Raw genomic sequence first — 12,568 nt, 5'->3', positions numbered from 1 at the left:
CGGCGAGGGCAGGGGAAAACGTGTCGGGTCTCAAGGTTCTATCGGTCGTCTCCGAAATCTATCCGCTGGTGAAGACCGGCGGTCTCGCGGATGTCGCCGGCGCGCTGCCGGCGGCACTGGCTCCCCATAATGTGGAGATGCGCACGCTCATCCCCGGCTATCCCGCCGTGATGGCGGCGCTGGAGACGGCGGAGCCCGTCTACCATTTCGACCATCTGTTCGGCGGGCCGGGCCGGCTGCTCGCCGCCCGCGCGGCGGGGCTCGATCTCTTCGTGATCGACGCCGCCCATCTCTATGACCGGCCGGGCGGGCCCTATGCCGGCCCGGACGGGCTGGACTGGCCCGACAATGCCCAGCGCTTCGCCGCGCTCGGCGCCGTCGCCTCGGGCATCGGCCTCGGGCTGGTGCCGGGCTTCGTGCCGGAAGTGGTGCAGGCGCATGACTGGCAGGCGGGCCTCGCGCCGGCCTATCTGCATTATTCCGGCGGTCGCCGGCCGGGCACCGTCGTCACGGTCCACAACATCGCCTTCCAGGGTAAGTTCGCGCCCGAACTCGCGCCGACGCTCGGCTTCCCGCCGGAGGCGATGAGCATTCACGGCATCGAATATTACGGCACGCTCGGCTATCTCAAGGCGGCGCTGAAGCTGTCGGATCGCATCACCACGGTGTCGCCGACCTATGCCGGCGAGATCCTCCAGCCGGAAGCCGGCATGGGGCTGGAAGGGCTGCTGAACGACCGCGAGCATGTCGTCCACGGCATCCTCAACGGCCTCGACGAGGCCGCGTGGAACCCGGCGGCGGACACGCTGATCCCCGCGCCCTTCGACCTCAAGCGGATCAAGGCGCGCGATGCCAACAAGGCGGCGCTGCAGGCGGCCTTCGGGTTGGAGCCGAACCCGGAGACACTGGTGTTCGGCGTGGTCAGCCGGCTGTCCTGGCAGAAGGGGCTCGACCTTCTGGCCGACAGCCTCGGCACCATATTGGAGCTCGGCGCGCAGCTGGTGCTGCTCGGCTCGGGTGATGCGGACCTTGCCGCGCGCTTTGCCGGGGCGGCGGAGGTCAATCCCGGCCGCATCGGCGTGCGGCTCGGCTATGACGAGGCGGTGGCGCACCTCATCCAGGCGGGGTCCGACGCGCTGGTGGTGCCCTCGCGCTTCGAGCCCTGCGGGCTGACGCAGCTCTCGGCGCTGCGCTATGGCGCGCTGCCCGTGGTGGCGCGCGTAGGTGGTCTGGCCGATACGGTGATTGATGTGAACGAGGTGGCGCGTACCGCCGGGGTCGGCACCGGCGTGCAGTTCTCGCCCGTCACGGTGCCGGCGCTCCAGCTCGCGCTGCGCCGGACCCATCAGCTCTGGCAGGACCAGAAGCTGTGGAAGAAGCTCCAGCGCAACGCCATGACCACGGACGTCTCCTGGGACCGCGCCGCGCGGGACTATGCGACGCTGTTCCGCGACCTCGTGGCGGAGCGCAACGCGTGAGCGCCGGCCGCGTCTCAACCGGTCGCGCCGAACCCCTTGGTGTGACCCTCGACGCGGCCGGGGTAAATGTCGCGGTGTTCTCCGCCCATGCCGAGAGCATCGAATTCTGCCTGTTCGACGCGGATGACCGGGAGATCGCCCGCATCCCCCTGCCGGGACGTACGGGCGACGTGTTCCACGGCTACATCGCCGGGGTGAGAGAGGGCGCGCGCTACGGCCTGCGCGCCGCCGGGCCGTGGGCGCCCGAGCGCGGGCACCGCTTCAACCCGGCGAAGCTGCTGGTGGACCCCTATGCCGTCCGGCTCGACCGGCCCTTCGCCCTGCACGCGACCCAGTTCGACGCGCGGGTGCAGGGCGCGGCGCGGGACGATACCGACAGCGCGCCCTTCGTGCCGAAGGCCATCGTCACGGCGGATCTGACAGTCGCCCCCGCCGCGCCGGCATTCGGCTGGGACGGGCAGGTGATCTATGAGCTGCATGTGCGCGGCTTCACCCAGCTTAACGAGGCCGTGCCGGTGGGCCTGCGCGGCACCTTTGCCGGGCTGGCGGAGCCGGCCGCGCTCGATCATCTGGTCAAGCTCGGCATCACCACGGTGGAGCTCATGCCCTCCATGGCGTGGGTGGATGAGCGCCATCTGCCCCCGCTCGGGCTGAGCAATTACTGGGGCTACAACCCGGTCGTGTTCGGCGCGCCCGACCCGCGCCTCGCGCCCGGCGGCTTCGCCGAGGTAACGCAGGCAATCGCGGCGCTGCATGGCGCGGGCATCAAGGTGGTGCTCGACGTGGTGCTGAACCATTCCGGCGAGAGCGACGCTTTCGGGCCCACGCTCAGCCTACGCGGTCTCGACAACGCGACCTATCACCGGCACGCCGCGGACGATCCGGCGCGGTTGATCAACGATGCCGGCACCGGCAACACGCTGGCGCTGGAGCGCGCGCCGGTGCTGCGTCTCGCCATGGACGCGCTGCGCCGCTGGGCGGCGACAGGGCTCGACGGTTTCCGCTTCGACCTGGCGGCCACGCTCGGGCGGCGGGCGGATGGCTTCGACCCGCACGCCCCCTTCCTCGCCGCCATGCAGCAGGATCCGGTGCTGCGCGATCTCGCGCTGATCGCCGAACCCTGGGACATCGGGCCCGGCGGCTATCAGGTCGGGCAGTTCCCGCCCGGCTGGGGCGAGTGGAACGACCGGTTCCGGGACGATGTCCGCCGCTTCTGGCGCGGCGAGGCCGGCACGATCGGCGATCTGGCGACGCGGCTGGCGGGCTCGGCCGATCTGTTCGCGGCGCGCCGTCGCCCGCTCACGCGCGGCATCAATTTCGTCACCGCCCATGATGGCTTCACGCTGGCCGACCTCGTCGCCTATGAGCGCAAGCACAATGAGGCGAATGGCGAGGACAATCGCGACGGCACGAACGACAACCGCAGCTGGAACCACGGCATTGAGGGGCCGACCGACGATCCGGGCGTGATCGCGGCGCGCAAGCGCGATGTGCGCGGCCTGCTGGCGACGCTGCTCATGGCGCGCGGCACGCCCATGCTCACCATGGGCGATGAGGCGGGCCGCTCGCAGGGCGGCAACAATAATGCCTATGCGCAGGACAATGCGCTGACCTGGCTGGATTGGAGTGGGCTCGACACCGATCTCGCCGCCTTCACCGCGCGGCTGATTGAGCTGCGCCGGTTCCACCGCGCGCTCCAGCTCGACGCGCCGCTGACCGGGCGCCCGCTCGACGCCAGCGGCGTCGCCGATGTGGAATGGCGCGCGCCGGAAGGCGGGGCTCCCAGCTGGGGCGATCGCGAGGCGCGGGCGCTGGTCGTGGTGTTCTACGCGCCCGCCCTCGGCGAGGCGCCGGCCGACCGCGTGGCGGTGGCCTTCAATGCCGGGTGGACCGCGCGTCCGCTTGCGCTGCCGGTGCCGCGCGACGGGCATGTCTGGCAGGTCGCCGCCGACACGGCGGACACCACCCGCGTCGGCGACGACGTGCCGGCGGAACTCGCCGCCCGCGCGGTGCTCATCATCGTCGAGGTACCGGCGCCTGAGGCCCCGCGTCGCGCGCCCGATCCGGCGCTGCTGGAGCGTCTCGCGGCTGCCGCCGGCATCGCCAATGAGTGGTGGGATGTCGAGGGCACGCAGCACATCGTGCCGGACGACACCAAGCGGGCGCTGCTCGCCGGGCTCCGCCTGCCGGCGGGTTCCATCGGCGAGGTGGCGGACAGTCTGGCGGCGCTCTCCGAGCAGCGTTTCGGCCGCGACGTGCCCTTCGCCCATGTGCTGCAGATCGGCGCCGCAGCGGAGATCACGCTCGCCGGCGCCGCCGCGCGTGCCACGGGCCGACTGGACGCAGTGATCGAACTGGAGAGCGGGGAGGCCGTCGATTTCCCCATTCGCCCTGATGAGGGGCGGCGCGCGGAGGTCGAGCGGCCGGACGGGCGGCTCGCCCGCACGTTGACCGTGCCCTTGCCGGAGCTGCCCATTGGCCGCCATGTTGTGCGCGTCGGCGACAGCACCTGCGCGCTCACCATCGCCCCGCCGGCCTGCTATCTGCCGATGGCGCTGGCGGATGGCGAACGCTGGTTCGGCATCGGCACGCATCTCTACACGCTGCGCCGCGCCAGCGCTGATCAGGGTATTGGCGATTTCACCGCGCTGACCGAACTGGGCACGCGGGCGGCGGGCGAGGGGGCGCGGGTGCTCGGCCTCAACCCGCTGCACGCGCTGCTGCCGAATGAGCGCGAGCGGGCCAGCCCCTATTCGCCCTCCGACCGGCGCTTTCTCGACCCGATCTATATCGACGTCGCCGCCCTCGGAGTGCCGATGGATGACTTCCCGGCGCTCGCGGCGAAGCCGTCGGTGGATTACACCGGCGTATGGAAGGCCAAGGAGGCGGCGCTGCGCCGCGCCTTTGGCGGCTTCCGTGGTGATGAGGATTTCACGCGCTTCGTCGCTGACGGTGGCGCCATGCTGGAGCGCTTCGCCACCTTCCAGGCGATTGCGGGCGTCTATCCCGACCGGAGCTGGCGCGACTGGCCGGATGGGCTCGCCGACGCCACCGGCCCGGCGGTCGCCGCCTTCGCACGCGACCATGCCGAGGCCGTGCGTTTCGCGCTGTGGCAGCAATGGGTGGCCGACCGGCAACTCGGCGCGGCGGCGGTGCGGGTGAAGGACGCGGGGCTCTCGCTCGGCTTCTACCGCGACCTAGCGGTGGGCACGTCCTTCGATGGCGCGGAAGCGTGGTCGGAGGCGGGCATGCTCATGCCGGGCGTCACCATTGGTGCGCCGCCCGACCCCCTCGGGCCTGAAGGCCAGAACTGGAACCTGCCGCCTTTCGACCCGCTGGCCTGGCAGCGCGACGGCTATGCCAGCTTCGCCCGGCTGGTGGCGGCGAATATGCGCCATGCCGGGGCGCTGCGCATTGACCATGTGATGGGCCTGCGCCGGCTCTTCCTCATTCCGCAGGGCGCGAGCGGCACCGAGGGCACCTATCTCGCCATGCCGTTCGAGGATCTCGCCGCGCAGGTCGCGCTGGAGAGCCACCGCGCCCGCTGTCTGGTGGTGGGCGAGGATCTCGGCACCGTGCCCGGCGGCATGCGCGAGCATCTGGCCGAGCAGCGCATGCTCTCCTACCGCGTGCTGTGGTTCGAGCGGCAGGACGAGGTGTTCATCGCGCCGGAGGACTATCCCCCGCTCGCGGCGGCCTGCGTCTCGACCCATGACCTGCCCACACTGCCGGGCTGGTGGGACGGCGTTGATTTCGACGAGCGGCTGACGCTCGGGCTCGATGATGCGGCGGCGGTGGCCAAGGCACGCGAGGCGCGGGCGGCGGAGAAGGTGGAACTCGCTGCTGCACTGGTGCGCGAAGGGCTGATCGAGGCGCTGCCTGCGGAAGGCGAGCCGCTGTCGGATGCGTTCTTCGTGGCGCTGCACGCCTATGTCGCGCGCACCCGCTCCATGCTGGCCCTCGCCCAGATCGACGATCTCGGCGGCGAGCGGGTGGCGGTGAACCTGCCGGGCACGGATTCGGAACGGCCAAACTGGCGTCGTCGTCTCGCCATGCCCGTCGAGACCGTGCTGGATACCCCACGCGCCAAGGCCGCGCTGGCCGCCATGAGGACGGAGCGCGGCCGGGCTTCGTGACGAGGGCTCAGCCTCGAAGAAGGATGAAGGGGGCCTTGCGGCCCCCTTGTTGCGTCACGGCGTGGTGGGGGAGGCCGGCGGCGTGCCCGGCGCGGGGTCATTATTGGGCGTGCTCGGCTGCACGGCCGGATCGTTCGGCAGCGGCGTGGCGGCTTCCGGCGCCGGCGGGGGCGGGGTGATCGGATCGGCGGCGGGCGGCGCGACCGACTGGGTGCCCGCAGCGGGCGGCGTCGGGTTCTCGGTCGGCTGGGTCGTGGTTCGGCCCGAGTACTGGACCGCCGCATAGGCGGCGATGATCAGAACGATGGCGGCCAGGATCAGGGTCGTCGTCCGGTTCATAAGCGCATCTCCCACCTGACTCGGCCAAATTCACAACTCAGGTTGTAAAATCCCGTGCCGCAAGGTTGGCGAGTGCAGTGCACAAACAATAAAGCGGCGGTGTTCTGAACCCGGAGAACGGTTCTGGATTATCTCTAATCTTCCGCAAATCGCCTTCGGCATCAGAAAACCGTTGTCGAAACGCTCCGATTAGACCAAAGTTCCCACTCTTGCGGTGGCAACATGACGCTGCGTCATCTGCGCGCCGCCCGTTAGCGAATGAACGCCGGAACGTAATCGGCGTCGGGGTCAGACCAGGGAGGGTAGGATGAATTTGAACGCCGATTTTGACGTCGTCACCTTGTCGCCCTCGACCGTTCGCGTGATGCACCGGACGGCGCACCACATCTATGAGTTCGCCGTTGTGCGTGATAATGGCGGGCGCCGCGTCGTCAGCCGGGGAGCGGCGACCCTCTGCGGGACCGAGGCGGACGATCTCGTAAGCGGCGATCTGGTCGCCGCCGCCGAGCGCGTCGCAGCCGCGACGGCCCGCCATATCGGCGTGATCGACTGACGCTGCCGGCGCCGTTGCGTGCCAAGGCCCTGCCGTCGGCCGTGATGGCCCGCGCGGCGGGCCCTCGACGACCCTGACCTCCCAGACTGTGCAGGACATGCGCGCCCTCTATACCCGGGGGCTGTCCTGTCGCGCAGTTTCATGTATACGGACGGATACATGTATATCGTTGGATATATGACTGGGAGCCGTCCATGCCGCCTCGCGCCCTTTCCTCAGCTTCGCTGTCCCGTCGCCTTTTCGCCGGCGCGCTTGGCGCCGCCCTCGCGCTGATCGCCGCCGCGCCGCTGAGCGTCGCACGGGCGCAGGAGACCACCACCGTCTTCGCCGCCGCCAGCCTCACCAATGCTTTCCAGGACATCGGCAAGCTCTACAAGGAAAAGACCGGCAAGGACGTGTCCTTCTCCTTCGCTGCCTCCTCGGCGCTGGCCAAGCAGATCGAGGCCGGCGCCCCGGCGGCGATGTTCGCCTCGGCCGATATCAAGTGGATGGACTACACGGACGGCAAGGATCTGACGCTGAAGGCCACGCGCGTCACGCCCATCGGCAACAGCCTCGTGCTGATTGTCCCGGCCGACAAGGCTGCGCCGGTCACCATCGACGCCAGCTTCGACTGGCTCGCCTTCCTCGGCGCCGACGGCAAGATCGCCACCGGCCTCACCGACAGCGTGCCGATCGGCATCTACGCCAAGACGGCGCTGACCACTCTCGGCCAGTGGGACAAGGTGAAGGACCGTGTGGTCGGCGCCGAAAGCGTGCGTGCCGCGCTGGCGCTGGTGGAGCGCGGCGAGGCGCGGGCCGGCATCGTCTACTCGACGGATGCGGCGGTGGCGAAGAACGTCAAGGTCGTCGCCACCTTCCCGGCCAGTAGCCACCCGCCGGTCGAATACCCGTTCGAGATCGTGAAGGGGCAGGACACGCCGGCCACTCGCGCGTTCTTCGACTTCCTTGTCGGCCCCGACGCCAAGGCGGTGTATGCGAAGTACGGCTTCGTGGTGAAGTGACGACGGCGTAGCGCGGGGATCGCGCGCAGGGATCAAGGCATGCTCACCCCCGAGGAATGGACGGCCGTGCTGTTGAGCCTGAGGGTGGCGTTCTGGGCCACCTTCTGGAGCCTTCCCATCGCGGTGGCGGCCGCCTGGGCGCTGGCGCGGCTCGACTTTCCCGGCAAGGGCCTGTTCGACGGCATCATCTATCTGCCGTTGGTGCTGCCGAAGGTGGTGGTGGGCTATCTGCTGCTCATCACGCTCGGGGCGCGCGGGTCCATCGGCCAGTATCTCGACGCCTGGTTTGGCATCAAGCTGATCTTCACCACGGCGGGCGCCACCGTCGCTGCCGCCGTGGTGAGCTTCCCGCTCACGGTGAACGCCATCCGCCTGGCGCTCGAGGCGGTGGACCGGGGGCTGGAGACAGCGGCGCGCACGCTCGGCGCCTCGCGGCTCGACGTGTTCGTCTCCGTGACCCTGCCGCTCATGCTGCCCGGCGTGCTCTCCGGGGCGTTGCTCGCCATCGCCTCGGCGCTGGGCGAGTTCGGCGCGACGATCACCTTCGTCTCCAATATTGAAGGCCAGACGCGGACCATCCCGCTCGCCATCTATTCCGCCACCCACATGCCCGATGGCGACGCCGCGGCGCTGCGGCTCACCCTCGTCTCCATCGTGCTGGCGCTGGCCTCCTTGCTGCTGGCCAATCTGGTCGATCGGCGCATCCGGGTGATGATCGGGCGCGCATGATCGAGATCGACCTTCGCCTCGCGCGGCCTGATGGCTTTGTCCTCTCCGCCGCCTTCACCGCGCCGGCGGCGGGCGTCACCGCGCTGTTCGGCCGCTCGGGTGCCGGCAAGACCACGATCATCCAGGCGGTCGCTGGCGTGGTGCGGCCGGATGCCGGGCGTATCGTCGTCGATGGGCAGACCTTCTTCGACGCCGCGCGCGGGATCGACCTGCCGATCGAGGTGCGGCGTGTCGGCTATGTGTTCCAGGACGCCCGGCTATTCCCGCACATGTCGGTCGCGCGCAACCTCCGCTATGGCGAGCGGCGCACGCGCAGCATCGAGCGGCCGATCCGCTTCGAGGCGGTGGTGGACCTGCTCGGCATTGACGGGCTTCTCGACCGCCGGCCGCACACGCTGTCCGGTGGCGAGCGCCAGCGCGTGGCGATCGGGCGCGCTCTGCTGGCGCAGCCCCGTCTGCTGCTGATGGACGAGCCGCTTGCCGCGCTCGATGCCGCGCGCAAGGCGGAGATCCTGCCCTATCTCGAACGGCTGCGCGACGAGGTGAAGCTGCCCGTCCTCTATGTCAGCCACGCCATCGAGGAGGTGATGCGGCTGGCGGATGTGATGGTGGTGCTGGCCGGCGGACGGCAGGTGGCGTGCGGGCCGCTGGTCGACGTCATGGCCAGCCCCGAAATCGTGCCGATCATCGGCCGCTTTGACGCCGGCGCGCTGCTCGACTGCACGGTGGCGCGGCATGACGCCCAATACGGGCTGACCGAGCTTGCCTTCGCCGGCGGGGTGCTGCGCGTGCCGCATGTCGCGCGCCCGCTCGGTGCGAAAGTGCGGGCACGGGTGCGCGCCCGCGATGTGGCACTGGCGCTGGCTCGCCCCGAGGGCGTGTCGGTGTCCAACCTGCTTGCGGCGCGCGTCGAAGCGGTGCGCCAGCTTGAAGGACCCTACGCCGATGTCGATCTCACCGTCGGCCCCAGCCGTCTCGTTGCCATGGTGACGCGCGAGAGCGTCGCCCGTCTCGCCATCCAGCCGGGGCAGGAGGTCTGGGCGATGGTCAAGACGGTGGCGGTGGACAGCCGCCCGCCGGACGTCGCGGATTAGCGCGAGACGTCAGTTCGGCGCCTGCATGATCGGCGCGACGCCGGGGCCGACGGCGAACTCATCGCTGACGAAGCCGATCACCGCCAGAACGAGCAGGGCGATGACGAGGGCGATGATAAGCCCGCGCACGCCGCCGGTCCGGTGGCCGAAGAAGCCGGTGCCGGCGAGAAGGACGAGGATCAGGATGACAATGATGAGGGTCTGCATGCGGCCTCCGCGTTGAGGCGGAAACAACGCCGGCCCGCGAAAGGTTCCGCGCTACCCCTGTGAGCCATGTGGCGGTTCAGCGGAGGGAGGGGCGAGCGCGGCGCGCAGTTCGTCCACGGCGGCCTGCGTCGCGGTGGCGCTCGACGCCTCGATGCCGCGATAAAGCGCGATCAGCCTCTCGCCGAAGGGCGTGAGATCGGTGCCATGCCCGCGCCGGCCGGGATGGGTGACGACGACCGGCTCGCGGAAATTGCTGGCGATCTCGTCCACCAGCAGCCAGGCGCGGCGGTAGCTCATGCCCATCCTGCGCGCGGCGGAGAGGATGGAGCGCTCGGTGCGGATGGTTTCGAGAAGCTCGATCATCCCCGGCCCGATATGCCGGCCATCGCCGAAATAGACGCGGATGAACAGGCCGTCGCGCGGTTTGCGCGCCGGCTCCTCCACGTCGTCCACCTTGCCCCGAGCCATGCGCGCCCCTTCACGTTAAGCCGGAACTTAGGTGAAGAGGCGCGCCGGGCAAAGGGCTCAGGCGGTGCGCACGCGCGTGCGGCGGCGGCCGAAGGCGAAGTCGAGCAGCACCATCACCACCAGCGAAGCGCCGACCAGCGGGAAGATGAGCCCGACCACCGCCATGATGGCGATGAGCCCGCGCATCACCGACAGGTCCGTCGGCAGCGGCGGCACGCCGAGCGCGCCCTTGGGGCGGCGCTTCCACCACATCACCGCCGCCGACACCGACATCAGGATGACGGCGAAGCAGAGCGCCAGCATGAAGAGCTGGTTGGCGAGGCCGAACTCCTGACCGAGATGGATGTTGATGCCCCATTCCAGCGCTTTGCCGGCCGGGCCGTAATCGGCATAGCTCATGTCGATCAGCGGCTTGCCGCTGTACTGATCGAGATGGATGACGCGCTGCTTGGCGAGATCGTCCGGGTAGATCGAGGCGCTGTAGACGCCGGTGGGCGAGGTCGGCACGCTCAGCGTGTAGCCCGGCGAAATGCCGAGCTTTTCCAACGCGGTGGCGGCCGCGTCGATGCCGATGGGCTGACCGGGCGTCGCCGTCGAGACCGGCACCTTGGCCTGCTCCAGCGACCAGGCGGTGGGGCCGTTCACATGCTCCAGATGCTCGTCCGACATCGGGATGTTGGCCCGCACGCCGCTCGGGTAGCCATAGTTCGAGGAGTTGGCCCACTCATTGACCTTGGCGCCCCACAGCACCGACCAGGGCATGCCTGAGAGCGACATGAAGCCGATGGCGAGGCCGGCGAAAGCGCCGGTCACGGCATGGAGATCGCGCCAGAACACCCGCTTCTTCGGGGTGCCGCGCACGCTCACCACGCCCCCGGTCTGCTGGCGCGGCCACCACAGATAGAAGCCGGTGGCGACCAGCAGGATCGACCAGCCGCCGACGATCTCGATGATGCCGTTGGCGATGGGGCCGAATTCCGCGAGGCTGTGCAGGCGGCGGATCAGCCACATGATGGTGCCGCGATCGGGCAGGTCGCCGAGCACACGGGAATCATAGGGGTCGACATAGACCGACAGGCGGGTGCCGGCCGTGGTCTTTACCACCACCTCGGCGGAGGCCGATGAGGTGGACGGTGTGATTATCTTGACCACCGTTCCGGGATGCGCAGCGAGCGCCGACGCGATCCAGGCGCTCGGCGCCTGCGGCACGGTCTGCTGCACGGCAACCTGCTTGAGGTCGCGGTGCCAGAGCCCGTCCAGCTCGTCCCGGAACAGGTAGAGCCCGCCGGTCACCGCCAGCAGGATCATGAAGGGCAGCACCAGCAGCCCGGCATAGAAGTGCCAGCGCCAGACGGCGCGGTAGAGATTGGCCGAGCGTTCGTTCGCCTCGGCCGTGGTGTCGGCGGATACGGATGTGGCGGTCATCGGAAGGGTTTCCCGGCAGGGTGGCAGCGGTCAAGCGCCCGGCGGGTGAGCCAGGCGCGACACGCCGCTATTGCGTTCGGACGTTGGAAAAGGCGGCGGTCAGTTCGCCGGCGTGCCGTGGCCGCTATGGGCGTCATGCCCGGCGGGACCACCCATGCCCTCGATCTTGAACTCGACATTCACCGTGCCGGCCTTGGCGAAGGTGAGCGTGCCCTTGAAGCTCTCACCTTCCTTCAGCGGCTGCTTCAGGTCCATGAACATGAGGTGGTAGCCACCTGGAGCGAACTTCACCTCGCCGCCGGCGGGGATCACCACGCCATCCGCGAGCATGCGCATGGTCATGACGCCGTCCTTGACGGACATCTCGTGGATCTCGACGCGCCCGGCGACGTCGGCAGTGGCGGAGACGAGCGTGTCCGCCTCCTTGCCCTCGTTCTCCACCGAGAGATAGCCGCCGCCGACCTTGGCCCCGGCAGGCGTCGTGCGCGCCCAGGGGTGGCCGATCTCAAGCTGGCCGACCTTGAAGCCATGCGCGAAAGCGGGCTGGACGGCGAAGAAGGTAAGGGCAGCGGCGAGAACGAGGAAACCGACGCGGTCCTCGGTGTGGCGCAGGACGCGGCTGAACAGATAACGGATCATGGAAGGCACTCCCTTGGCCGGCGGACCCCGCAGGGCGATGGCCGGCATGTTCGACTGACGATGGGGCCCCGGCGTCGGGGCGGTGGCGTCAGGCGAGGGGAGGGGCCCGTGCGTGTTGTGGCGAGCGTTCCAGACCCGCCGGGTGATGGAGCGCGGCGGTCGGTTCGATGCGCACTGCCGGCCGTGGCGCGGGCACGCCGATGCCGGCCATGGACACCGGCGGCACGCTGCCGACGGCGTTGATCTGGCAGCCGGTGAAGCAGCATTCCGGCGTGTGGTGTGTGGAATCAACCGGCCCGGCGGGGGAGGGCGCGACATCCTGCGCGCCGCGGCAGATCGCCGGATCCATGGTGCCGGAGGCGAGGCCCGCGGCATGGGCGCCGGAGGCGATGCCACCGATGACCGCCTGCAGCACAAGCAGATAGGCGATGGCGAGGGCCATCGTCATCCGGCGCAATGTGCTGCGATGGGCGGTCATCCCCGGCCGGTGCTCCCC

The 12,568-nt window shown here is 69.7% G+C and carries 12 protein-coding genes; 6 read left to right on the top strand and 6 right to left on the bottom strand.

Features of this window, described 5'->3' with window-relative positions; genetic code table 11:
- Window positions 1-20: 20 nt before the first annotated feature.
- Window positions 21-1,478, top strand: coding sequence for a glycogen synthase GlgA (glgA, locus tag AncyloWKF20_RS09685; protein ID WP_279317640.1), 1,458 nt, complete (start codon window positions 21-23; stop codon window positions 1,476-1,478).
- Complete coding sequence (gene glgX / locus AncyloWKF20_RS09680) at window positions 1,475-5,614, top strand: glycogen debranching protein GlgX (RefSeq protein ID WP_279317639.1); 4,140 nt, start codon at window positions 1,475-1,477, stop codon at window positions 5,612-5,614. The genes glgA and glgX overlap by 4 nt, the downstream gene beginning before the upstream one ends.
- Before the next feature lie 54 nt (window positions 5,615-5,668).
- Here the strand turns inward: glgX and AncyloWKF20_RS09675 are convergent, their stop codons facing one another.
- Entirely contained in the window at window positions 5,669-5,953 is a 285-nt protein-coding gene (locus AncyloWKF20_RS09675) for a hypothetical protein (protein WP_279317638.1), read from the bottom strand.
- A 307-nt stretch (window positions 5,954-6,260) separates the two neighbouring features.
- Here AncyloWKF20_RS09675 and AncyloWKF20_RS09670 point away from each other — a divergent pair, with 307 nt between their 5' ends.
- The 4 genes from AncyloWKF20_RS09670 (at window position 6,261) to modC (ending at window position 9,333) form a co-directional block, all read left to right on the top strand.
- Window positions 6,261-6,506, top strand: coding sequence for a hypothetical protein (locus AncyloWKF20_RS09670; protein ID WP_279317637.1), 246 nt, complete (start codon window positions 6,261-6,263; stop codon window positions 6,504-6,506).
- A 194-nt stretch (window positions 6,507-6,700) separates the two neighbouring features.
- Window positions 6,701-7,510, top strand: coding sequence for a molybdate ABC transporter substrate-binding protein (gene modA, locus AncyloWKF20_RS09665; protein ID WP_279317636.1), 810 nt, complete (start codon window positions 6,701-6,703; stop codon window positions 7,508-7,510).
- 39 nt (window positions 7,511-7,549) lie between these two features.
- Window positions 7,550-8,239, top strand: a complete 690-nt coding sequence (gene modB, locus AncyloWKF20_RS09660; protein WP_279317635.1) for a molybdate ABC transporter permease subunit — start codon at window positions 7,550-7,552, stop codon at window positions 8,237-8,239.
- Window positions 8,236-9,333: a molybdenum ABC transporter ATP-binding protein gene (modC, locus tag AncyloWKF20_RS09655; RefSeq protein WP_279317634.1), complete on the top strand. Its 1,098-nt coding sequence runs from the start codon at window positions 8,236-8,238 to the stop codon at window positions 9,331-9,333. Before modB ends, modC begins: the two co-directional genes overlap by 4 nt.
- Window positions 9,334-9,342: 9 nt before the next feature.
- Here the strand turns inward: modC and AncyloWKF20_RS09650 are convergent, their stop codons facing one another.
- The 5 genes from AncyloWKF20_RS09650 to AncyloWKF20_RS09630 form a co-directional block, all read right to left on the bottom strand.
- Window positions 9,343-9,540, bottom strand: a complete 198-nt coding sequence (locus AncyloWKF20_RS09650; protein WP_279317633.1) for a hypothetical protein — start codon at window positions 9,538-9,540, stop codon at window positions 9,343-9,345.
- A 51-nt stretch (window positions 9,541-9,591) separates the two neighbouring features.
- Window positions 9,592-10,008, bottom strand: coding sequence for a LysR family transcriptional regulator (locus AncyloWKF20_RS09645; protein ID WP_279317632.1), 417 nt, complete (start codon window positions 10,006-10,008; stop codon window positions 9,592-9,594).
- Between the two features lie 57 nt (window positions 10,009-10,065).
- Window positions 10,066-11,433 (bottom strand): PepSY domain-containing protein, encoded by a 1,368-nt coding sequence (locus AncyloWKF20_RS09640; protein WP_279317631.1) that lies wholly within the window; start codon window positions 11,431-11,433, stop codon window positions 10,066-10,068.
- A 99-nt stretch (window positions 11,434-11,532) separates the two neighbouring features.
- Entirely contained in the window at window positions 11,533-12,072 is a 540-nt protein-coding gene (locus tag AncyloWKF20_RS09635; protein ID WP_279317630.1) for a copper chaperone PCu(A)C, read from the bottom strand.
- Between the two features lie 88 nt (window positions 12,073-12,160).
- The gene (locus AncyloWKF20_RS09630) at window positions 12,161-12,550 is read right to left on the bottom strand and encodes a hypothetical protein (RefSeq protein ID WP_279317629.1); all 390 of its coding nucleotides are present in this window, start codon (window positions 12,548-12,550) and stop codon (window positions 12,161-12,163) included.
- Window positions 12,551-12,568: the final 18 nt, after the last annotated feature.

Origin of the sequence: Ancylobacter sp. WKF20, from assembly GCF_029760895.1 — a bacterium.
Taxonomy (GTDB): domain Bacteria; phylum Pseudomonadota; class Alphaproteobacteria; order Rhizobiales; family Xanthobacteraceae; genus Ancylobacter.
This window is presented reverse-complemented; position numbering and strand designations above follow the sequence as displayed.